This window comes from Sorangium sp. So ce185 (assembly GCF_051526825.1).
Taxonomy (GTDB): domain Bacteria; phylum Myxococcota_A; class Polyangia; order Polyangiales; family Polyangiaceae; genus Sorangium; species Sorangium cellulosum_D.
The window spans coordinates 9,404,302-9,426,475 of sequence record NZ_CP150316.1 but is presented as its reverse complement, the minus strand read 5'-3'; the positions used below and the strand labels follow the sequence as shown (position 1 = coordinate 9,426,475).

Annotated in this window: 18 protein-coding genes; 12 read left to right on the top strand and 6 right to left on the bottom strand. The window is 73.8% G+C overall.

The window, feature by feature from the left end:
* Window positions 1-48 precede the first annotated feature (48 nt).
* From WMF26_RS34515 to WMF26_RS34505, 3 genes are all read left to right on the top strand, one after another.
* Entirely contained in the window at window positions 49-2,340 is a 2,292-nt protein-coding gene (locus WMF26_RS34515) for a bifunctional metallophosphatase/5'-nucleotidase (protein WP_437996205.1), read from the top strand.
* The gene (locus WMF26_RS34510) at window positions 2,337-3,782 is read left to right on the top strand and encodes a hypothetical protein (RefSeq protein WP_437996204.1); all 1,446 of its coding nucleotides are present in this window, start codon (window positions 2,337-2,339) and stop codon (window positions 3,780-3,782) included. The genes WMF26_RS34515 and WMF26_RS34510 overlap by 4 nt, the downstream gene beginning before the upstream one ends.
* 71 nt (window positions 3,783-3,853) lie before the next feature.
* Entirely contained in the window at window positions 3,854-5,776 is a 1,923-nt protein-coding gene (locus tag WMF26_RS34505) for a hypothetical protein (RefSeq protein ID WP_437996203.1), read from the top strand.
* Between the two features lie 37 nt (window positions 5,777-5,813).
* Here WMF26_RS34505 and WMF26_RS34500 read toward each other — a convergent pair whose 3' ends face one another.
* Both WMF26_RS34500 and WMF26_RS34495 read right to left on the bottom strand, forming a co-directional pair.
* A complete protein-coding gene (locus WMF26_RS34500) occupies window positions 5,814-6,620 on the bottom strand; it encodes a helix-turn-helix domain-containing protein (RefSeq protein WP_437332541.1) in 807 nt (268 codons plus the stop codon).
* A 491-nt stretch (window positions 6,621-7,111) separates the two neighbouring features.
* On the bottom strand, window positions 7,112-8,803 hold the full coding sequence (locus WMF26_RS34495) for an acyl-CoA dehydrogenase family protein (RefSeq protein ID WP_437996202.1): 1,692 nt from the start codon (window positions 8,801-8,803) through the stop codon (window positions 7,112-7,114).
* 318 nt (window positions 8,804-9,121) lie between these two features.
* Between WMF26_RS34495 and WMF26_RS34490 the strand changes: the two genes are divergently transcribed.
* The 9 genes from WMF26_RS34490 (at window position 9,122) to WMF26_RS34450 (ending at window position 16,966) form a co-directional block, all read left to right on the top strand.
* Window positions 9,122-9,577 carry an RrF2 family transcriptional regulator gene (locus tag WMF26_RS34490; protein ID WP_061626538.1) on the top strand — a complete coding sequence of 152 codons (456 nt, stop codon included), beginning with the start codon at window positions 9,122-9,124 and terminating at the stop codon, window positions 9,575-9,577.
* Between the two features lie 11 nt (window positions 9,578-9,588).
* Complete coding sequence (gene cysK, locus WMF26_RS34485; RefSeq protein WP_437950390.1) at window positions 9,589-10,644, top strand: cysteine synthase A; 1,056 nt, start codon at window positions 9,589-9,591, stop codon at window positions 10,642-10,644.
* Window positions 10,641-11,513 carry a HesA/MoeB/ThiF family protein gene (locus WMF26_RS34480; RefSeq protein WP_437996201.1) on the top strand — a complete coding sequence of 291 codons (873 nt, stop codon included), beginning with the start codon at window positions 10,641-10,643 and terminating at the stop codon, window positions 11,511-11,513. The genes cysK and WMF26_RS34480 overlap by 4 nt, the downstream gene beginning before the upstream one ends.
* The gene (locus WMF26_RS34475) at window positions 11,506-11,784 is read left to right on the top strand and encodes a MoaD/ThiS family protein (protein ID WP_012238383.1); all 279 of its coding nucleotides are present in this window, start codon (window positions 11,506-11,508) and stop codon (window positions 11,782-11,784) included. Before WMF26_RS34480 ends, WMF26_RS34475 begins: the two co-directional genes overlap by 8 nt.
* Window position 11,785: 1 nt before the next feature.
* The gene (locus WMF26_RS34470; protein WP_437996200.1) at window positions 11,786-12,130 is read left to right on the top strand and encodes a hypothetical protein; all 345 of its coding nucleotides are present in this window, start codon (window positions 11,786-11,788) and stop codon (window positions 12,128-12,130) included.
* On the top strand, window positions 12,127-13,077 hold the full coding sequence (locus WMF26_RS34465; RefSeq protein ID WP_437996199.1) for a PLP-dependent cysteine synthase family protein: 951 nt from the start codon (window positions 12,127-12,129) through the stop codon (window positions 13,075-13,077). Before WMF26_RS34470 ends, WMF26_RS34465 begins: the two co-directional genes overlap by 4 nt.
* Complete coding sequence (locus WMF26_RS34460) at window positions 13,071-13,631, top strand: Mov34/MPN/PAD-1 family protein (protein WP_437996198.1); 561 nt, start codon at window positions 13,071-13,073, stop codon at window positions 13,629-13,631. Before WMF26_RS34465 ends, WMF26_RS34460 begins: the two co-directional genes overlap by 7 nt.
* A gap of 124 nt (window positions 13,632-13,755) precedes the next feature.
* Complete coding sequence (sat, locus tag WMF26_RS34455) at window positions 13,756-15,501, top strand: sulfate adenylyltransferase (RefSeq protein ID WP_437996197.1); 1,746 nt, start codon at window positions 13,756-13,758, stop codon at window positions 15,499-15,501.
* Between the two features lie 13 nt (window positions 15,502-15,514).
* Window positions 15,515-16,966 (top strand): hypothetical protein, encoded by a 1,452-nt coding sequence (locus tag WMF26_RS34450; RefSeq protein ID WP_437996196.1) that lies wholly within the window; start codon window positions 15,515-15,517, stop codon window positions 16,964-16,966.
* A gap of 8 nt (window positions 16,967-16,974) precedes the next feature.
* Here WMF26_RS34450 and WMF26_RS34445 read toward each other — a convergent pair whose 3' ends face one another.
* The 4 genes from WMF26_RS34445 to WMF26_RS34430 form a co-directional block, all read right to left on the bottom strand.
* Entirely contained in the window at window positions 16,975-18,945 is a 1,971-nt protein-coding gene (locus tag WMF26_RS34445; protein WP_437950384.1) for a serine/threonine protein kinase, read from the bottom strand.
* A 391-nt stretch (window positions 18,946-19,336) separates the two neighbouring features.
* Window positions 19,337-19,660 (bottom strand): thioredoxin, encoded by a 324-nt coding sequence (gene trxA, locus WMF26_RS34440; protein ID WP_437996195.1) that lies wholly within the window; start codon window positions 19,658-19,660, stop codon window positions 19,337-19,339.
* A gap of 165 nt (window positions 19,661-19,825) precedes the next feature.
* Window positions 19,826-20,272: an Rrf2 family transcriptional regulator gene (locus WMF26_RS34435; RefSeq protein WP_020738723.1), complete on the bottom strand. Its 447-nt coding sequence runs from the start codon at window positions 20,270-20,272 to the stop codon at window positions 19,826-19,828.
* Window positions 20,273-20,354: 82 nt separating this feature from the next.
* Window positions 20,355-22,151 carry a hypothetical protein gene (locus WMF26_RS34430; protein WP_437996194.1) on the bottom strand — a complete coding sequence of 599 codons (1,797 nt, stop codon included), beginning with the start codon at window positions 22,149-22,151 and terminating at the stop codon, window positions 20,355-20,357.
* Window positions 22,152-22,174: the final 23 nt, after the last annotated feature.

Sequence of the window (22,174 nt, the reverse complement as noted above, 5' to 3'; positions counted from 1 at the left end):
CTTTTCGCTTGAGCTCGCGGGGAGGGCTTCCTAGCGTGAAGCCGCTTCATGAAGTCCCGTAAAGCCATGGGCGCGGCGCCGGGGGCGACGACGCGGCCCCCCGAGGCTCCCCTCTCACCGGCGCGCGGCGCGGCGGCGCGCTCGTCCGCGGCGCCGGCCGCGTCGCGCGTGACGCACGTGACGCGCGCGTTCGCTGTCGGCGCGGCGGCGCTCGGCCTGTGCGCGGCGGGCTGCGAGCAGGAGCAGCCGCCCACGCGGCTCGTGGGCCAGGCGCACCTGACCCTGCTCCACACGTCGGACATCCACTCGCGGCTCTTCCCGTACAACCTGCAGCTCGGCCAGGTCGACGCGGGCCTCGGCCTCGGCGAGGCGACATCCATCGCCAACGTCGGCGGCGCCGCGCGCATGTCCCATATCATCGGCCGCGAGCGCGCGCGCTCGTCGCGCGTGCTGCACCTCGACGGCGGCGACTGCTTCCAGGGGGCGCCGATCTTCAACTTCTACTCGGGCGAGGCGGAGATCCGCACCCTCGGCGCGATGGGCGTCGACGCGATGATCGTCGCCAACCACGAGTTCGATCGCGGCGCGCTGAACCTCGGCGTGCAGCTCCAGCAGAACGCGGGCTTCCCCATCCTCGCGGCGAACTACCTCCTCGAGGACCCCGCGCAGCCCGGCGCGTCGCCGCTCGGCGCGATCCTGCAGCCGTTCACGGTCTTCGACCTCGAGGGCCTGCGCGTGGGCGTCATCGGCATGGGCAACCTCTCCAGCCTGACGTCGATCTTCGAGGCGCCGAACCGGCTCGGCGTCACGCCGCTGAACACCACCGAGGTCGCGCAGTTCTACGTCGATCTGCTCCGCCCCACCGTGGACGTCGTCGTCTTCGTCACCCACCTCGGGCTCGACGTCGACGAGCGGATGATCGAGACCACGACGGGCATCGACGTCGTCCTCGGCGGGCACAACCACATCGTGCTCCAGCCGCCGAAGCGCGTCCGCGACTGCTCGCGGTACTACGACGAGGCGGAGCAGCGCCACTACATCCTCCTGAACGACGAGCGCTCCCCGGAGGCGGGCGAGAAGCGCCGGCGCTACTGCACGCCGCGCGACGTCGTCCTCGCGCACTCCGGCGCGTTCGCGAAGTTCGTCGGCCGCCTCGACCTCGTGCTGTCCAAGGATCCCTCGGAGCTCGGCGCCGACTACGACCCGCTGAACGGCTACGAGGTGCTCTCGAACCGGTACGAGCTCTTCCCGGTGACCGAGAGCGTGCCGGCGGACCCGATCGTCGCCTCGGTGCTCGAGCCGTACGCGCAGGGGCTCGACGCCCTCGCGAACCTCGATCTCCTGGTCGGCTACGCGCTCGACGGCTCGCGCCGCGTCTCCGCGAGCGGCGGCGACTCGCCGCTCGGCAACCTGATCGCCGCGGCGATGTGGCTGCGCCTCGGCATCCAGACCGACTTCGCCCTCACCAACACGACGGGCATCCGCGCCGACCTCGTGCCCGGCCCGGTGACCGTCGAGCAGATGTTCAACATCTTCCCCTTCGACAACTCGATCTCGAAGATGCAGCTCTCCGGCCTCGAGGTGCAGGACCTGTTCGACTTCGTGGCGCGCCGCTCGAGCGGCCGCGGGTGCGTGTCGCAGGCGCAGATCGCGGGCGCGCGGGTCGTCATCGACTGCGCCGCGCGCGCCTCCGAGGGCGCCGCGCCCGGCGTGGCGACCCACGTCTACATCGGCGCGCACGACCCGCCGATCGCGTGCCCGAACGGCGACGCCGACTGCCCGGGCGGCCTCACCGGCAGCTGCGACGTCGAGGCGAACCGGTGCTGGCAGCCGATCGACCCGATCGCCACCTACGAGCTCGCGACGTCGAACTACCTCGCCCAGGGCGGCAGCGGGTTCCGCGTGCTCCAGCGCAACACGACCCAGTTCGACACCCAGGTGCAGCAGCGCGACGCGCTCATCGACTACATCCGCGCCGGCCGCCCGTGCGGCGCGGACGACCGCGGCGAGCTCGCGTCGTGCCAGCGGGACGCCGACTGCGCCGGCGTCGGCGAGGGCTACGTCTGCGCGTGCCCCGAGTCGGTCGTCGAGGGCCCGGTGTGCAAGACCGGCGGCGCGCCGTGCGCCGAGGGCGCCTGCGTGCTCGCGCGCTGCCGCGACGACGTCGCCGCCTACCAGCGCGACGTCTGCGCCAGGGCGCCGACCCCGGAGCTGCGGCAGCAGTGCGAGAGCGCGCTCGCCCCGTGCAGCGCCGCCGGCGAGCAGTGCAAGTACCTCGCGTGCGTCGACCGGCGGCTCGGCAACTTCTCCGACGGCCGCTTGCGGATGGTGGGCCAGTGACGCCGCGGGCGCGGCTCCAGGCGGCCCTCCTCGCCGCGGCGCTCGCCGGGTGCGGCAGCGACGCCGGCCCGCCGCGGGGCATCTCGAGCTTCTGGGTCCAGATCGTGGAGGTGAACGGGGCGGCGCCGCCCTCCGCCGAGGCGCCCCTCCCGGCCAACCGCGGCGACTCGGTGGACGCCTGGTCGTTCCGGATCGAGGCGCGCGACCCCGCCGGGCGCCGCGCGCCGTTCGACGGCATGGTCCGGCTCAGCGTCGAGCCCGGGGCCGTGGTCGACGTCGCGGCCGACGAGGCGGACCTCGCGGTCGGCCGCAACGTCCGCCTTCGCGGCGGCGTCGCGACCGGCGTGGTCCACGTGACGGCCGTCTACGGGCCCGCCCGGCTCTGGGCCGAGGACGTCGGCTACGCGCCCGCGCCCCGGGGCGGCCGGCCCGCGTGCGCCAACGGCGAGAACGACGACGCGCCGGGCGACGTGCTGATCGACTTCCCCGCCGACCCCGGGTGCGCGTTCGCCGACGACGACAGCGAGGAGGGCGGCACCTTCAGCGCCGGCGCGTCGAAGCCCGTCGCCTACGCCCTGCCGCGCGTCGCCGACGTCCAGGGGGGCGGCTCGGCGACGCCCTACGCGTTCGAGGGGATCCAGATCGACACCGCCGCGCCCCAGGAGGTCGTCGTCACGCGCGTCGCGAGCGACGGCTTCTACGTCACCGATCTGACCGGCCAGGACGGCGGGTACAACCACCTCTTCGCGTACAACTTCAACACCCCCGCCAACATGCGGGTCTGCGATCGGCTCCAGTACCTCGCCGGCACCGTGAACGAGTTCTTCGGCTTCACCGAGCTCTCGTTCCCGTCCTACGAGATCGCGCCGTTCCACGAGGGGGAGCCGTGCCCGGTCCCGGAGCCCGCGGTCCTCGACGCGCGGACGATCGCCGACCCCTCGGCCATGGAGCGCCTCGAGAGCGGGCTCGTGCGCGTCGAGGGCGTCCACATCAGCAAGAATTTCGGCCCGAAGCCCGCGCGGAACAACGTCTTCGCCCCGGAGCAGTCGAGCTGCGACCTCAACGGCGACGGCCAGGTCGACTTCGAGAGCCGGACCGAGGGGAGCTGCGCGAACGCGTGCTCGCGCGACCCCGAGTGCAGCGAGTGGACGAGCTACTCCGCGCGCGGCAACTACAAGGTCACGGACGGGTCGAGCATGATCCAGATCCAGACGGGCACGGTGAGCTCCTTCGATCCGACGTCCCACCGGGGCCGCGCGCTCGAGGCCGTGACGGGCACGCTCCGGAACTTCTCGGGCGGCTCGCTGAACTGGACGATCGAGGCCCGCTGCCCGGACGATCTCGTCTGCGAGGCGCCCGGCTGCGCGCCGGCCGCGAAGCCCTCGACGGAGGCCTGCGTGCGGCTGCGCAGCCTCAACGACAACGACGCGGAGACCAACTAGCCGCCGCCTCCCCCTCGCGGCCGCGCCGCGCCCTCGGATCCCCCAGGCCCCAAGGAAGCCCACCGCCCGCCATGCACCGAAGCGCGCTCCTCGCCCCCGCCGTTTCCGCGGCCCTGCTGCTCACCCTCGCCCCGCCGGCGCTGGGCCAGCCCCAGCCGGCCCCCGGTCAGGCCCCGCCGGCGCCCGCCGCGCCGGCCCAGACCCCCGACGCGCCCGCGGCGGCGCCGGCGCCGCCGGCCGACATCCCCCCCGCGCCGACCCCCGGGCCCGCCGCGCCGGTCCAGACCCCCGCCGCGCTGGGCCCGGAGCCCGCCGCGGCGCCGCCCGCCGCCGCGGCGCCGCCCGCCGCGGGGCTGCCCGCCGCCGCCCTCCCGGCCCCCGGCGCCCTGCCGCCGGCGGCCGAGGCCGGGGCCGCGACCGCGCTGCCGCGGGTCGAGCCCCGCGTGACGATCCCGGCCGAGGAGCCGCCGGTCCGGGTCGGCGACGCCATGGATACGCGCCTCACCTGGACGTTCGGCGACGACGACGTGCTCCACGACACCGGCCAGGCGCAGCCGATCTCGCCGAACGTGAGCATCGGCGATCGCAAGCAATACCGGCTCTTCTTCGACAACCTCAACTCCCGCTTCAGCGGGCGCGAGAACCTGACGCACCTCGCGCTCTACAAGAAGATGCCGGGGTTCATCGAGGGGCTGGACACCGAGGCTTCGCTCGTCCTCCGCATCGACCTCGCCTCGCTGTCCAGGAACAGCAACAACGTCAATCAGGCGCTCTACGACGCAGGCTCGTTCATCCGCGCCTTCTATCACACGGACGGCAAGCCCGACGGCAAGACGGGGCTCGGCGTCACGCTCTGGCCCCTCGACACCGACCGGTTCCGCCTCGGCTACCTCTACGACATCTCGTGGGGCGGCACGAACGCGTCGATCAACCAATCAATCTTCCCGCGCATCATCGGCACCGCGCCCGGCGCGAAGGTGCAGTTCGATGCCGAGCGGTTCAGCGTCTTCGCCGGGTTCAAGGTCGCGAGCCTCACGCAGCTCCAGCGGGTGCTCACCCCCGGCACCAGCGAGGTCGAGGAGATCCGCATCGCGCAGACGAACTACGGCTTTCTCCTCGGCGGCGGCGTCGATCTCCACCCCTACGTGCACGCCGACCTCGGCGCCGGCTACTTCCAGCAGGGCAGGTTCGACTGGCCCGACGTCGCGGGCGAGCCGGTCTACACGTACGGCGCCTCGGCCCGCGTCGTCGCGCACACGAAGGGCGAGCCCATCCCGCAGTCGGTCGACTTCCTGCTCTACCGCAACGACCCGGACCGGCCGCAGGTCATCTTCAAGCCCGAGGCCTACACGCCGGGCAAGACCACCTGGGCCGTGAGCCTCGAGGCGTCGAACCTCTACCAGAACCTCAAGGACTTCGAGTCCGCGGGCGTGACCACCCGCCAGGCGGCCCGCGCCGGCGCCCTCCAGGCGGTCCTCAAGTCGGGGTACGCGCGCGCGAGCGTCACCGGCATCTACCGCGATCTGCCGTTCGTGCTGCGCAACCAGCCGAGCTTCATCCCGTTCCAGAGCATCCCGGAGACCCGCGGCGCCTCGACGGGCGACGAGCTGTTCTTCGCCCTGTCGGCCGACTACTACATCGCGCCGGCGCGGCTCACCCCCGGCATCGGCGCGGGCCTCCAGCTCCCTGCCACCTTCAAGACGACCTCGTTCGACCTCTACAGCGCGCCGATCGCGCGCACCGTGGTCGTGCGCGAGCAGGGCAACCTGTCCATCCTCCCCTACGACCGGTCCGCCGTGCCCATCTTCCAGGCCCGCGTCAGCCTCAAGTGGGACATCAGCCGGATCCTCTCCGCGGTCGCGTGGGTCCAGTACGTGCGCGACAACAACGGCACCTTCATGGAGCGCGACCCCTCCGAGGGCACGCTCGCGCTGCGCACCTTCGTGAACCCCGACTTCGTCGGCGGCGGCGTCAGCGCCCAGGCCCGCTTCTGAGGGTCGCGCGGGCGCCGCGTGCCCCCGCGGCCCGCGCTCACCGCGGCTGGAACCCCTTGAACGCCGCCAGGGCCCGCTGCGTGCTGCTCACGGTCTCGACGATGCGGAAGCCCCCGCGGAGGTAGAACCCCTCGAAGTGCAGCACGCTCTCGCCCTCGGCCGGCTCGATCTCCCAGTACCGCGAGAGGTCCCGCGACGTGCCGAGGACGGCGATGCGCCGCCACCCGCTCGGGATCATCCCCGTCCACTCCGGGCCGCGCTTCTCCGTCAGCTCGAAGTCGTCGCGGCTGTGCTTCACCCGGAAGCTCGCGTCCGGGCCCGAGCCGATGCGCGCGTCGAGCGGGCCGCCGGGCGGCCCCTTCGCCTCCTGGTCCTGCCGGCGCGGCCCGCGCTTGCTCACCCGGTAGCTCGCGACCGAGTGCGGATCGAGGTAGTAGGTGCCGCCCTCCTTGTTCGCGCGCAGCCGCCCCGCGTAGATCGCCTGGCGCACCGCGCTCTCGGAGATGCCGAGCTGCTGCGCGGCCTCCGGCACCGTCATCGTGTAGCGCGTCCGCGGCGTGGCCACCGCCGACTCGGGCGGCAGCCGCTTGCGCGCCAGGCAGTCGAGCATCACGTGGAACGCCGGATCGCGGTACACGTCGGCCGTCGCCACGCTCCGCCCCGCGACGGCGGTCTTGTCCAGCAGCGGGTTCTCCGGACCGAGGACGAGATCGGTCAGGTCGGCCTCGGACACCGCGGGATCCCGGGCCGCCGCCAGCACCCGGCACAGGAAGGTGCCGAGCTCGCCGACCGGCGTGGCGAACTCGACCGTCTCGCCGGACAGCAGCGTGTATTGCGTCTTCATCTCGCCTCTTCGCAGCTCGTCGTGTGCGCTCTCCGGCACCGCGCGCCGCGCGCGTGCCCGGGGCTACGCGAGCCCGATCCGTCCGTGAGGCGGACGAAGTCCCTCGCGCGCCAGTGCCGGCGCGCGCAGGCGGATCTCACCCCACCGGGGACGCCGCGCGCACGGCCCCCGCCCTGAGGGCCAGGACCGCCCGCACGCCGCCCCCGTCGGGCACGCGTTCAGCGCCGCAGCTACGGATTACTGTATGCCCGTTCAGGTAGTTCCGTCTAGTGCCTTTGCGCGCCGGTAGGACAAAAGTCGTCCGCCTCCGGCGACGCCGCGTCGTTCGCAACACTCCGAAAATGCACGTTAATTCTGCGTGCTCAGAACGCAGGAACCCGGCGGAAAAATCGTCGTAGGCTCGCGAGGCGGGGCGGAACGGCGGCCGCGGTCGGCCTACGGCGCCCGGGGGTGGACGGGCGCTGTTCAGGTCTGTGTGGGGCGCCGTCTGTTCAGGTGGCGGGCTTCTGGCGCGTCGTCTCGGCGAGGGTCTCGACGGTGTCGGGGTCGTGGTCGCGGATGCAGTCGACCCCGTTGCGCTCGAACTGGATGGCGGCGGCCAGCGCGGCCCGGCTTCGCTCGCGGTCCATGGCCCACGCCGCGTGCCGCACGAGCAGCGCGAGCGAGAGCGCCCGGCCGAGGGTGATCGCGACGCGGCGGGCGCCCGCCTCGAGGCCGGGGCGGTCGGTGGCGGCCATCTCCTTGATCCAGGCGCGGGCGTGGGACACCGCGCGCGACGCCGCCGTCTCGGCCTCGGCGAGCTTCGGCTCGACCACGCCCGTGAGGAGGCGCGCCACCTCGGCCGCGAGGATGTCGAGCGAGCCGTCCTTCAGGATCACCCGCAGCGCGTCGAGGGCGAGCACGTTCGTCGTGCCCTCCCAGATCGGCAGGACCTGCGCGTCGCGCAGGAGGCGCGGCAGCCCCGTGTCCTCGATGTAGCCCGCCCCCCCGAACGCCTCGAGCACCTCGCTCAGCACCGACACCGCCTGCTTCGCGGTCGTGAGCTTCGCGATCGGGATCATCAGCCGCAGGAGCTTCGCCTCCGACTCGGTGAGCGACCCGGTCTCCTCGCGCCCGAGCAGCTCGATCGCGCGGAAGGTCAGGTGGAAGGCGCCCTCGAACTCGGCCTGGAGCTCGGCGAGCGTGTCCATGTGCAGCGGCTTCTCCGCCAGCGTCGCGCCGAACAGGGCGCGGCGCTGGGCGTAGGAGCGCGCCAGCGCGAGCCCCCGGCGCATCCCCGCGACGGCGGCGATCGCGTTCCAGGTCCGCGTCACGTTCAGCATCGGCGCGATCGCCCGGACGCCGTTGGTGAGGCCCGTAACCGGCGTCGCGAGGACGCCGTCGAGGGTGATCTCGGCGGTGGGGACCTTGCGGGTGCCGAGCTTGTCCTTCAGCCGGTTGATCAGCACCCCCTCGCGGCGCCCGTCCTCGCCCGCGAGCTCGACGTAGAACAGCGCCAGCCCGCGGCTGCCCTCCGGGTTGCCCTCGGGGCGCGCGAGCGCGAGCGCCATCTCGGACGTGGCCGCCGAGGCGAACCACTTCGTCCCGTACAGCCGGTACGCCCCGTCCGGCCCGGGCCGCGCCACGGTCTCGCTCCGCCCGACGTCCGAGCCGCCGGTGCGCTCGGTCATCCACTGCCCCGACGTCCAGGCGCGCGCCGGGTCGCGGCCTGTAAGGCGGGGCACCGCGCGGTCGATGAGGGCGCGGTTGTCGCTCGCGAGCAGCGCCCGCGCGGCGCCGTCGGTCATCGCCAGCGGGCACGTGTAGACGTCGCTCGACGCGTCGAAGAGGTACGCGAGCGCGAACTGGTGGACGCGGGAGAACGCGCCGTGGGCCCGCTCGTACGCCGTCGCGACGACCCCGTGCTCGCTGGCGATGCGCGCCGCCTCCTTCCAGAGCTGCGTCACCTCGACCCGGTCGACGCGCTTGCCCCAGGCGTCCCACGACGTGAGCTCCGGCTCGTTCTCGCGGTCGGCGAGCTGCAGGCGGTAGAGGCGGCCGCCCGCGAGCTCGCCCATCTCCCGCAGCGAGGGCGTGATCGCCGCGGCCACCTCGCGCGGCAGCACCCGCGCGAGGTAGGACCGCAGCACGCGGTCGTCGTCGTACTGGTTCCCGAGTGATGGGGGATCTTGATAGAAAGCCACCGGACGACTCCTGGGTTGGTGCGCCGCGGCCCGAACCGTGCGACGCGGACGCGTCGATCGGGTCCCGCGCGCCCTCCGGCACGCGCGGCGACTCGCAGCCTCGAACCTCTCGAAGCTACTGAACCCGTCCCATCCGGTTCAACAGGAAGCCGAGAGCCTGCTCGCCATGACGCGGCGAACGGTGAACCTCGGCTGTCAATTTCGCTGCACCGGCCGGTTTCTGTGCGCTGTTCGGGTGCCGTGTCGCACGGAACGAAGCTCAAGTCGCGGATTGTGCGGTTCTTGACTTCCCCGATGCACCAATGCATAGGACTGGCGGTGAAGCTCTCGAACAAGGGTCGCTACGGTGTGCGCGCATTGTTCGATATCGCGTTCCACAACGACGGGCGGCCGACGCAGATCCGCGAGATCTCGGAGCGAGAGGTCATCCCGGCGCGGTTCCTGGAGCAGATCTTCCAGGACCTGAAGAAGGCCGGGCTCATCAGCTCGAAGCGGGGGCCGCGCGGGGGCTACCACCTGGCGCGGCCCGCGAGCGAGATCAGCCTGGGCGACGTCGTCCGCGCCCTGGAGGGGCCGGTCGCGGTGATCGCGCCGGACGACGAGGGCAACCCGGAGAGCTCGACGCTCGACCCGCCCACGGCCGTGTTCCACGATCTGGCGCTCGCGATCGAGCGCTGCTTCGACGCGGTGTCGATCGCCGACGTCTGTGAGCGCGGGGTCGAGCTCGGCGTGCGCCGCAAGGGGCGGCCGGAGCGGTCGACCTACGTGATCTGAGCCGAGCTCCCATGAGAAGCCCTGACCGAGACGACCCGTCCCCCGGCGTCCCCCGCGCACCCGCGGGGGCGGCCGAGCTGCCCCCGCTGCCCTCGCACCCGCGCGTCGTCGACAGCGTGCTCGACCTCGTGGGCGACACGCCGCTCTTCGAGATCCGCCGCGTCGACGCGGCGACGCCCCGGGGGCGCGTCTTCGGGAAGGCCGAGCAGCAGAACCCGGGCGGCTCGCTGAAGGACCGGATCTGCCTCGCGATGATCGAGGGCGCCGAGGCGCGCGGGCTGCTCGGCCCGGGCGCGGGCGGCGTGGTCATCGAGCCGACGTCGGGCAACACCGGGATCGGGCTCGCGATCGTGTGCGCGGCCAAGGGGTACCGCTGCATCCTGACGATGCCGGCGAGCATGAGCCTCGAGCGCCGCCAGCTGCTCGAGGCCTACGGCGCGGAGGTCGTGCTGACAGAGCCCGAGCAGCAGATGGAGGGCGCCATCGAGAAGGCGCAGCAGCTCGCCGCCGAGATCCCGGGCGCCATCATCCTCGGCCAGTTCGACAACCCCGACAACCCGCGCGTCCACGCGGAGACCACCGCGCGGGAGATCCTGCACGCGATGGCGGGGCTCGACGCGCCCGGGCGGCCCGGCCCGCGGCAGTCGCTGAGGATCGACGCGTTCGTGGCGGGCGTGGGGACGGGCGGGTCGGTGAGCGGCGTCGGGCGCGTGCTCAAGCGGCTGCGCCCCGCGACGCGCGTCATCGCGGTCGAGCCCGAGTCGTGCGCGACGATCTCGCGCGGCGAGCGGGGGCCGACGAAGATCCAGGGGCTCGCGGCGGGGTTCGTCCCGGCGAACTACGATCCGGGCGTGGTGGACGAGGTGCGCACGGTCAGCGATCGCGCCGCGTACGAGATCAAGGCGGCGCTCGCCCGGCAGGAGGGGCTGCTCGTCGGCATCAGCGCCGGCGCCGCGGTGCGGGTGGCGCTCGACGTCGCGCGCGAGCTCGGCCCCGACGCCAACGTCGTGACGGTCCTGTGCGACACCGGCGAGCGGTACTTCAGCCTGGACGAGTACTTCCGATGAGCGGCGGCGGCGGCGGCGCGACGGTCCGCGGGTGCGTGCTCCTCGTCGGGGCGGGGGGCATCGCGGCGCCGGCCGCGCTGGCGCTGGCCGCGGGGGGCGTGCGGGAGATCCGCGTGGCCGACGACGACGAGGTCGAGATCACGAACCTGCACCGGCAGATCCTGTTCGACGCCGACGACGTCGGCCGCCCGAAGCTCGACGCCTTCGCCGAGGCGCTGCGCCGCCGCCACCCGACGCTCCGGGTCGATCGGCGGTACGGCCGCTTCACGCCGAGCGCGGCGGCCGCCCTGATGCCGGGCGTCTCGGTCGTGGTCGACGCGACCGACAACTTCGCGTCGCGGTTCCTCATCGCCGACGTGTGCCGCCTCACCAGGACGCCGGTGGTGCACGCGGCGGCGATCCGCTGGCGCGCGACGGTGATGGCGGTCGCGGCGGAGGGGCGGCCTTGTTACCGCTGCCTGTTCGAGGACCTGCCGACCGGGAACGCGCCGGACTGCGCGACGGCCGGGGTGGCGGGCCCGGTGTGCGGCGTGGCCGGCGCGATCGCGGCGGATCGGGCGCTCGCGATCCTGGCGGGCGACGCGTCGGTCTACGGCCGGATCGCGACGTACGACGGCCTGTCGGACACCTTGCGGAGCGTCCCCGTCGCCGCGCGCCCCGCCTGCGCCCTGTGCGGCGAGCGCGCCGACATCGCGACCATCGACGCGTCCCGTTACGTGATCTCGTGTGCTGCAGAAGGGGACCGCGAGAGCGGATCCCCGACCCTTGTTGCAGGGGACCGTGACAACGGAGCCCCCACCTACGTTGAAGGGGACCGCGGAAGCGGCTCCCCGGCCCACCTCAACACTGGAGAGCATGACCATGGCTGACACCGCGACCGTCCGCATCCCGACCCCCCTTCGCACCCTCACCGGCGGGCAGGACGAGGTCAAAGCCGCCGGCGGCACCGTCGGCGAGCTGATCGAGAACCTCGAGAAGAGCTACCCGGGCATCCGCGACCGGCTCCTCGACGAGAAGGGCGTGCGGCGCTTCGTGAACATCTTCGTGGGCGACGAGGACATCCGCTTCCTCGACGGGCTGAAGACGCCCGTGAAGGGCGGCGATCAGGTCGCGATCGTCCCCGCGATCGCCGGGGGCTGAGGTGGACGACCCGCGCTATCTCCGCCAGGTGCTGCTCGCGGAGATCGGTCCAGAGGGACAGGCGAGGCTCGGGGCGGCGACGGCGCGCGTGCTCGGCGGCGGCGGCGATGGCGCGCCGCCGCTCGCGCGCGAGGTGGCGGAGCGCTACGCGCGGGGGGCCGGCTTCGGCGCGCTCGCGGAGGGCGCGCTCGACGTCGACGCGCTCGCGCCCGCGGACCTCGTCGCGTCGCCCGCCGCGCGGGCGGTGCTCGCCGGGGCGCGGGCGGCCCTCGCCGAGATGCGGGCCGCGCTCGGCCGGGGCGCCGGGGCGGGGCAGGGCGGCGCGGCGGGAGGCGAGCCGTCATGAGGCTCTCCCTCGCCCGCTCCCGCCGGATCGCGTCGGTCGTCGACGCCGTGGGCGACACGCCGCTCGTGCGCCTGTCGCGCATCGGCCGCGAGACGCCGTCGGTCGAGGTGTACGCCAAGCTCGAGTTCACGAACCCGGGCGGCTCGGTGAAGGACCGCGCCGCGCTGCGGATGATGAGCCGCGCCGCCGCCGACGGGCGCCTCACCAGCCAGAAGACGCTCATCGACTCGACGAGCGGCAACACCGGCGTCGCCTACTCGCTCTTCGGCGCGGCGATGGGCTTCAAGGTGGCGCTCGTCATGCCGTCGAACGTGTCCAAGGCGCGCAAGGACATCGCGCGCGCGTTCGGCACGGAGCTCATCTTCAGCGATCCCATGGAGGGCTCCGACGGCGCGATCCGCCACGTGCGCGCCCTGGTCGAGAAGGATCCGGAGAGGTACTTCTACCCGGACCAGTACTCGAACGAGGACAACCCGCTCGCCCACTACCACGGCACCGCGCGGGAGATCCTCGAGGCGGTCGGCGACCGGATCACGCACTTCGTGGCCGGGGTCGGCACGAGCGGCACCATCGTCGGCACGAGCCGGAGGCTCCGGGAGCACCACCGGCCGATCCGCTGCATCGCGGTGGAGCCCGCGGACGCGCTCCACGGGCTCGAGGGGCTCAAGCACCTCCCGAGCTCGCTCGTGCCCGCCATCCACGACGCGGGCGCGTACCACGAGACGATGCGGATCACGACGGAGGAGGGCTGGGACATGTCCGATCGCCTCGCGCGCGAGGAGGCGCTGCACGTCGGGCACTCGGGCGGCGCGGCCATCTTCGCGGCCTTCGAGGTGGCGAAGCGCCTGCACCGCGAACAGCAGGGAGGGTGCGTGGTGGCGATTGTCCCGGACCGGGGCGACCGCTATTTTGCGCCCATGAAATGGGAGAAGCGTTACGTATGGTGATGTCTCACCCGTGGACAGCCGGCGGGGTCGTCCTCAAGGCGGACGTCCTCAGGGCCGTCGAGGCCGAGGCGCTCGCCGGGTACGCGCGCGACGAGGAGGCTTGCGGGTACCTGAAGGGGCCCGCGGGCGAGCCGCTGCTCTGCGACGAGCACGTCCGGATGGAGAACATCGCGAACAAGCTCCACGCCGTCGATCCGGAGCGGTACTTCCGGACGGCGCGGACGTTCTTCGACTTCAACGGCAAGCGCTTCTCCGACGCCGTCGAGAAGGGGGCCGCGGCGGGTCGCCCCGTGAAGGTGCTCTATCACTCGCACCTCGACGCCGGCGCCTACTTCAGCCCGACCGACGCCGCCATGATGAGCGGCGGCGAGCCGCCGGCCGAGGAGGGGGGCGCGATCGTGATGGGGCCCGGGCCCGCGTTCCCGCTCGCGTTCCTCGTCACCAGCGTGCGCGGCGGCTCCGGCGACGGGGGCGAGCCCCGCATCGCCGAGCACCGCCTCTTCGTCTGGGACGGCGCCGCGTTCGTCGCGTCGACGTTCTCCGTCGTCGATTGAGCTCATCGCGCCGGGGCGCGTCCGCCGTCCTCGCGCTGCCCGCACCCGCTTGCAGGCATCCGCTCCCGAGGCCCAGAGAGGCCGATTCCGCAGTTGTCACTCGATCATCGAAGGAGTTGCCTAAATGTCAGGTTTTGTTGTCTGGTTCACCGGGTTGAGCGGCGCGGGCAAGAGCACGCTCGCGGCGATGCTTTCGGCCGAGCTCCGCGCCCGCTCCGTCCACGTCGAGGTGCTCGACGGCGACGAGGTGCGCACGAACCTCTCGAAGGGCCTCGGGTTCTCGAAGGAGGACCGCGATACGAACATCCGGCGGATCGGATACGTGGCGAAGCTCATCGCCCGGTCGGGCGCGTGCGCGATGACGGCGGCCATCAGCCCGTACAAGGCGATCCGCGACGAGCAGCGGGCGCAGAACCCGCGCTTCGTCGAGGTGTACTGCTCCTGTCCGATCCCGGTGCTGGCGGAGCGCGACGCGAAGGGGCTCTACAAGAAGGCGCTCGCGGGCGAGATCAAGAACTTCACGGGCATCGACGACCCGTACGAGGCGCCCGAGAACCCCGAGGTGGTCGTCTACACCGACAAGGAGACCAAGGAGGAGGGCCTCGCCAAGATCCTCGCCAAGCTCGAGGAGCTCGGGTACATCCCGCGCCGCGGCGCCGCGGTGTCGGTGTCCGGCGCTGCCGCCGCGGGGGCGGCGGCGGCCGGCGCCCGCGGGCTCATCGCGCCGCACGGCGGCGAGCTCGTGAACCGGTGGGCCGAGGGCGCGGAGAAGGCGTCGCTCGCCGAGCGGGCGAAGGGGCTGCCGGTCATCGAGCTCGACGAGCGGACCGAGAGCGACGTCGAGATGATCGCGATCGGCGCGTTCTCGCCGCTCCGCGGCTTCATGAACTCGAAGGACTACCTGCGCGTCGTGCGCGAGATGCGCCTCGAGAACGGCCTGCCGTGGTCGATGCCGATCACGCTCGCCGTCTCGGAGCAGGCGGCCGAGGGGCTCCGCGTCGGGTCCGAGGCCGCGCTCCGCGCGCGCGACGGCCGCATCGTGGCGGTCATCGAGCTGAGCGACAAGTGGCGGCCGAACAAGGAGCTCGAGGCGCAGGAGGTGTTCCGGACGACCGAGACGAAGCACCCGGGCGTCGCCTACCTGATGGGCACGGGCCCCGTGTACGTCGGCGGCGAGATCCGCGTGCTGGAGCGGCCGGTCGAGTCGCCGTTCCCGGCGTACGACCGGGGCCCGGCGGTGACCCGGGCGTATTTCGCCGAGAAGGGGTGGCGCCGCATCGTCGGCTTCCAGACGCGCAACCCGATACACCGGGCGCACGAGTTCATCACCAAGACGGCGCTGGAGATCTGCGACGGGCTGATGATCCACCCGCTCGTCGGCGCGACGAAGTCGGACGACATCCCGGCGGACGTGCGGATGCGCTGCTACGAGGAGCTCATCGCGAAGTACTATGTGAAGGACCGCGTGCTGCTCTCGATCTACCCGGCGGCGATGCGCTACGCGGGCCCGCGCGAGGCGATCTTCCACGCGCTCGCGCGCAAGAACTACGGCTGCTCGCACTTCATCGTGGGGCGCGACCACGCCGGCGTCGGAAGCTACTACGGTACCTACGACGCGCAGGAGATCTTCAATGCCTTCAGCCCCGGAGAGCTCGGCATCACGACGCTCAACTTCGAGAACGCGTTCTACTCGACGGTGGTCGGAGCGATGGCCACCGCGAAGACCGCGCCGGGCGACGCGTCGACGCAGGTCAACCTGTCGGGCACGAAGGTGCGCGAGCTGCTCCAGCGCGGCGAGCTGCCGCCGCCGGAGTTCTCCCGTCCGGAGGTCGCGCGCATCCTCATCGAGGCGATGCGCAAGTCGTCGTAGCCGTTCCGGCCTGATGGCGGCGGCGCGCGGCCTCGTCGAGCGGGGCCGCCGCGCTGCCGTCGGCGCCGCGCGCGGCGCGGCCCTCGCGGGCCTGACCGCGCTCGCCGGCCTGACCGTGGGGGCGCCGGCGCGCGCGGACCTCAGCGACGACGCCGCGCGCGTCGCGCGGATGTGGTCGCTCTCGGGCGCGCGCGTCGCGCGGCTCCCCCCCATCTTCATCGAGCACGGCCGCCTCCGGGTGCTGGCGATCGATCCGCCGCCGGCCGGCGCGGCCGCCGTGGCCGGCGCGAGCGGCGTCGCCGGCTCGGCCGGCGCGAGCGGCGCGGCCGGCGCGAGCGGCGCGAGCGGCGCGGCCGGACCGAAGGCGGAGGAGTGCCTGACCGTCGCGTTCCTCGCGCCGCGCATCGTGGACTTCACGCTGGAGCCGGAGTCGTCCTCGGGCGAGCTGTCCGCCCTCGAGGGCCTCGTGCACCGGCTGCGCGGCCAGGATCCCGAGGACGAGCGCCGCATCCACAGCGTCGCCGGGGCCGCGGCGATCGTCCGGTGCGGGGACGCGCGCGAGACGCTGGGCCGCGTGGCGCTCGAGGTGCTGTCGCCGCGCGGCGCCTTCGAGGTCGTGGTCGCGGCGTCGAGCGGGCCGCCGGAGCGGCTCGAGGCGATCCTGCCGGAGCGCGTGTCAGGGCCCGTCGCGCCGCGCGGCGACCCGGGGCGGCCGGCCGAGCCGGGGCCGCTCGACGCCCGCGTCGCGCGCGCCGCGCGCCGGGCCCGCGCCGAGGGGGCGCCGCGCGTCGCGCCGCTCGACATGCGCGCCTCGACGGTCGGGACGGGGCAGTTCTCGGTCAAGCTCCCCGAGGGCTGTCACCGGCTCGACCTGATGGCCGAGGTCCCGAGCGCCACGGTGCGCCGCGCGACCGATCTGGACGCCGAGGCGCGCGAGGCGGGCACGGGGCGGCTGCTCGATCGCGACCGCTCCGACGCGCCCGACGCGCGGCTCGACTTCTGCCTCGGGGAGCCCGGGGTCGTCGAGGTGCCGTTCCTCGGCGCCGCGGGCCCGGTCAAGGTCGTGCTGTCCGACGCGCAGTGGCCGATGCCCCCGCACGTGCCGGGGTACTTCGGCGCGCGCGCCCGGGGCAACCTGGCCGCCGCGCTGAAGCGCCGCCACGCGCCCGCGCCGCGCGCGCAGGCGATCGCCGAGGCCGTCGGCGCGCAGGGCGACACGCTCGTCCCCGTGGAGGTCGAGCCGGGCCGCTGCTACTTCGCGGCGGCGGCGCTGGTCCGGGGCGAGATGCGCGCGCTCCGGATCTCCGTCGAGGTGGGCGACCGCGCCGCGCGCGACGACGCCGGCGAGGGCGGCGAGGGCGCCGGCGTGGCCTTCTGCTCCGACGTCGAGGAGAGCGCCGCCCTCCGCGTGTCCGCGCGCGGCGGCTCCCCGGTCTGGGTCCTCTCGGTCTGGCCCATGGACTGACGCGGCGGTCACTCGGCCGGGCGCGGGCGCCTCCGGCGCTGCGTGGTGTGCCCCGATGCGGGGCTGGCCACGGCGCCGGGCTGGGCCCGCTCCGGCAGGAGCTGACGGAGCTGCCACGCCTGCAGGAACGCGCGCCGCTCCGCGTCCCGGAGCGCGTGCTGGTGCTGGCCCATCATGAACGCCGGCACGACCAGCATGAACAGGGTGGTCAGCGTCAGCGCCGTGATCGTCGGGACCTTCGAGTGCTCGACGGCCTGGGGCAGGATGACCATCGCGCCGCCGGTGAACTCGTACGAGCGCGGCAGGATGCCCGAGTACTCGATCCACGCGGCGGCCAGCACCGCGACGCAGCCGGTCACGACGACGGCCACGCGGTAGGCCGTCCGGTAGGTGAACGAGTTGCCGTACGTGAAGATCACGAGGAGCATCGGCATGAAGAGCAGCGGGCCGAAGCCGCGACCGATGCACAGGAAGCTGAGCACGTTGAAGACGAACCCGGCGTAGGCGTACCACTCCGCGGACCGGCGGTGCACGAGGCGCGCCGCGATGAACTTCATCAGCGCCGCCAGGGCCGTGAAGCCCAGGATGAAGCCGAAGACCTGCCACTCGCGGATGCCCAGCCACACCGCGGCCACGAGCGTCGCGATCGCCGTCGCGAGCAGCTCGGCGCGGATGCCCGCGTGCAGCTGCAGCCGGTGCCGCGCCGCCGCGGCCGCGTCGAGCTCGGCGAGCACCTCCTGCGGCATCTCGCGCGGCGGCTCGGTCAGGATGCGCCGGAGCGTCTCCAGGGCGCGCTCGTTCGACGGATCGAGCGCGAGCGCCTGGCCGACCTCGCTGAGCAGCGTCTTGCGGGCGCTCTCGGCCTCCTTGCCGCCGGCGAGCGCCTTCTCCACCCTCTCCTCGGCCAGGCCCGCGTGCCGCGCCGCCAGGCCGCGGCGGAGCTCCACGTCCTTGTCGCCGTCGAGGAAGCGCTCGACCGCCTCGTAGAGCGCGCGCGCGGTCGGGTAGCGCTCGGACGGCTCGCGCCGGGTCGCCCGCACGCAGATGGCGTCGAGCTCCGGCGGCACCTCCCGCTCGGGCGCGCGCACCGACGCCCGCGCGTCCGCGCCGTGCAGGAGCGAGTCGAGCATCTCGTTGCGATCCTTCTTCGGGTGCAGCGGCTTGAGCGTGAGGAGCTCGAAGAGGATGGCCCCGAGCGAGTACACGTCGCTGCGCGCGTCGAGCGTGTCGACGCACCCCTGCGCCTGCTCCGGCGACATGTACCCGAGCGTCCCGAGCACGTCGCCCGGGATGGTCCGCGTGCTCATGGGGTCCTCCCCCATGTCGATGGTCTGGTACGGCGTGTCGATGAGCTTCGCGACGCCCCAGTCGAGCAGGTACACCTCGCCGAAGTCGCCGAGCATGATGTTGGCGGGCTTGAGGTCGCGGTGGAGCACGCCGCGCGAGTGCGCGAAGTCCACGGCGATGCAGATGGACGAGAACGCGGTCAGCAGCTTGCGGCGCGAGAAGCTCTGCAGCGCCGTCGCGTCGCCCTCGCGGAGCTCGTTCAGGATCCTCGCCAGCGTGAGGCCCCGGAGGCGCTTCATCGTGAAGTACGCCGAGCCCTTGGCGTCCACGCCGAGGTCGTAGACCGGCACGATCGAGGGGTGCTCGAGCTGGCCTTGCACCCGGGCCTCGCGCAGGAACCGGTGGCGGAGCGTCGTGTCGCCCTGGTGCTCCGCGCGGATGACCTTCATGGCCACGTCGCGGCCGATGCGGCGGTCCCTGCAGAAGTGGACCTCCCCCATCCCGCCGACGCCGAGCAGCGAGCGCACCTCGTAGCGCGGGCCGTCGCTCGTGATGTCCGCGAGCTCCGCCCGGGCGCGGCCGGGGTTCACCGGCGTCGGGGTCTGGCCGAGCGAATCCCCGCTCTTGCCGCGAGATTTCCGCATCTCGGGGAGCTGCTCGAGCGTCTCGAAGTCGTCGTCGAACAGAGCCATGGCCTTCGGGAAGCCAGGCCAGTCGCGCCGTGCCAGCAACACCCCACACCGGCAGGGCCCCGCGTGGCGACCCCCGGACGGCCTCGACGGACCGCCGCGAGCACCGCCGCGGAATGCTGAGCTTCCTTGGCGAAAGGATCTCGTATCGGGTGGTGATGTCAACGGGGTGCTGCGTCCGTGGAAGACAACGGACGAGCCGCGCTGCGCCGCGCACCACGCGCGCAGATCGGGTGAAAGCGCGCAGCTCGCGCGAGATGAAGGTCGATGTCGGGCGCCCGCGCACGGCGCCGCGGCGGCCTCCGCGTCGTGTGTGGGGAGCATCACGACGCGGGCGATCCGCGGTCAATCTGCGGTGCGGCGCCGGCGCGGCGCGCTCGGCGAGCGGAGGGCGTCAGCGCCCGACGAGCGCGAGCAGCGCCTTCTTGTTCGCGAGGCCGACGTGCCGCCCCAGGGCCTCGCCGTTCTGGAAGGCGACAACGGTCGGGACGCCGCGGATCCCGAAGCGCTTCGTGGCCGCGGGCGACTCGTCGATGTCGAGCTTGACCACCTTCACCTGACCCGCCGTCTCCGCCGCGATCTCATCGACGATCGGCGCGAGCCGCTTGCAGGGGCCGCACCAAGACGCGGAGAAGTCCACGAGCACCGGTGTATCGGTCTCCAGGACCTCATGAGCGAAATTCAGGTCGTTGACTTCGATGACGTTGCTGCTGCCCATGGCGCTGTCCTTTCAGCTCACTCGGAGGCGAGCGCCCCTGGCCGCGATCGCCGGCTCGACGCCGGCCCGGTCTCGACGGCCACGCTCGCATGAACTGTTATAGGCACGGTTTCAGTTTCTGCCAGGGGAGGGGAGGCGCGCCGCGCGGGGCCGGGCCCGGCGCGATCAGCCGGCCTTGACCGGCGCCGGGGCCGGGCGGCCGAGGTGCTGCGCCCGCAGCGCGATGTCGGCGACGGTCTTCTGCGCGAGGCCGCGCAGCAGCCCTTCGTTGGCCGCCTCGGCGACCTCGTCGAACGCGCGCTGGATGCCCGCGCCGATCGGGCACCTCGCGTTCGGCTCGCACGGGCTCGGCGCGATGGCGCCGTCCGGCTCCACGGCGGCGTACACCTCGCTCAGCCGGATCTTCTTCGCCGGCCGCGCCAGGCGGTAGCCGCCGGCGCGGCCTTCCCGCGCCTCGATGAGCCCGGCCTGCGACAGCCGCGCGAGGATGCGCCGCAGGAACGCCGGGTTCGTGTTGATGCTCGCGGAGAGCTCGTCGCTCGCGCAGCTCTCCTCGGTCTGCGCGAGCAACGCGAGCGCGTGCGTGGCGATGGCGAAGCGACCCGAGGACATCGAAGGGCCTCTCGGAGGTATCTGAGGGTTCCGACGTCTCCGCTGTCAAGCCTCCGGGGAGCGGCGCCCCGCGACGCCGTCGTCAGGGCGACGGCGATCGGGCCGATGTGCGGGTCAGCACGAGCGCCTCCCCCTTGCCGTCGGCGAGCCTGAGCTCGATCGACGCCGGGACGGGCGACGCGCCGGCGCAGCGGCTGTCGGACACGACGTGGCGCGCGCGGGCGAGCGAGCTCTCCCCGGTCGACGTGTCGACGAGGCGCAGATCGACGCCGGCGCCCCCGGCGTCGAGCGCCGCGATCACCTCGGCGCACGTGTTCGCCGGGATCTGCAGCGGGAGGATCTTGAGGCGCGAGGCGTCGAGCGCCACCGCCTGCGCCCCGGCGGCCGCCGAGGCGTCGGCGAGGCCGGCGGCGCTCATGCGCCCGAGCAGCCTCGCGGCGGCGAGCGGGTGCGCGACGAGCGCCGGCGGGGCCTTGGGCTCCTTGCGGACCTCCACGGCGAACGGGCCAGGCTGCGCCATCGACTCGACGTCGATCCGGGCGGGGCCGCCGCTCCCGCAGGCGAAGATCGTCGCCCGCGCGCCGCCCCGGGCGCGGCCGAGGAGGGCGTGCGCGTCGCTCCACAGCTCGGCGAGCACGTCGGCGAGCGGCCTGCCGGCCAGCACGTCGATCCGGGCGCAGCCGGCCGGCAGCTCGATCGGGAGCGTCGTCCGGCTGCCGAGCCGCGCGGCCCCGGTCGACACGCGCGGCGCGCCGTAGCCCCGGCCGGCGAGCGCGCGGCCGTGGTCCGCCCGCACCTCGGCGAGATCGCGGCTCTCGGTCACCCGCTCGATCGGCGTGGCCCCGGAGATCTCCGCCTCGGCGCCCGGCTGGGAGCGGCCGACGACCACGGCCACGAGGCCCTGGGTGCCGCGCGAGCGGACCGCGATCGAGAGCTCGATCGAGACCGTCGCGCAGAGGAGCAGCACGCGATCCTGGCCACGCTCGCGGGCGCGCGCGACGATCCTGCCGGTCTCGTCCTCCGCGACGACCTCGAGCGAGGCGACCTCGTCGCTCGGCGAGACGAGCACGTCGATGCAGCGGCCGCCGTCGAGGCTCGCCCCGATGCGGCTCGCGGTCCTCGAGCCGACGGGCAGCGCGACGCGCCGCACGTCCTCCCAGCGCGCGCCGATGGCGCCGCGGTGCGCGCGGACCTTCGCCTCGAGGCCGGGCCACGACTCGAGCCGCCCGCTCTCGTCGCCGGCCCGGCCGCGCGCGCCGACGGCGCGGGCGACCGCGTCGGCCGCCTGGACCGGGACGCCCTGCACGCCGACGCTGACCGCCCCGGCGCCCGACATGACGCGCGCCATGACGTAGAGCCGCCGCGGGTGCGGGGGGCAGACGAGGATGGAGGCGCGCGCGTCGGCCGCCTCGTCCGTGGAGAAGGCGCTGCCGTCGTCCTCGAAGGCGAACAGGTCGACGTCGCCGATCGTCGGCGAGACGCGCGCCATCGCGAGCATGCACTCGCCGGCGGGCACCTCGACGAAGGCGCCGAGCCGATCGCCGTCGGACGCCATGTCCGCGCCGATCACCCGGAGCGGGCCCGCGCCGGCCTCGGCCGCGCGCCGCGCGTCCCTGCCGAGCAGGGTGCTGCCGTCGATGCGGTCCGGGAGCGGGCGCAGCGCCTCGGGCGCCGGCGCGCCCGGCGAGGCGGCCGCGCCGGCGCGGCAGGCGGACGCGGCCGAGAGCAGCGCGGCGAGCGTCCAGGCCGCACGGGCGCGCGAGGGGCGGGGCGCGCGCGGGGCGGTCGAGGCGCGGGCCGCGCGCGCGGGCTCGGCGCCACGGACCGCGGGCGGCGGGGGCGCGGGCGAAGGAACGGGCGCGGGGTGTCGGGGACGCAAGGTCGTGGGCTCGTCGGGGCGCT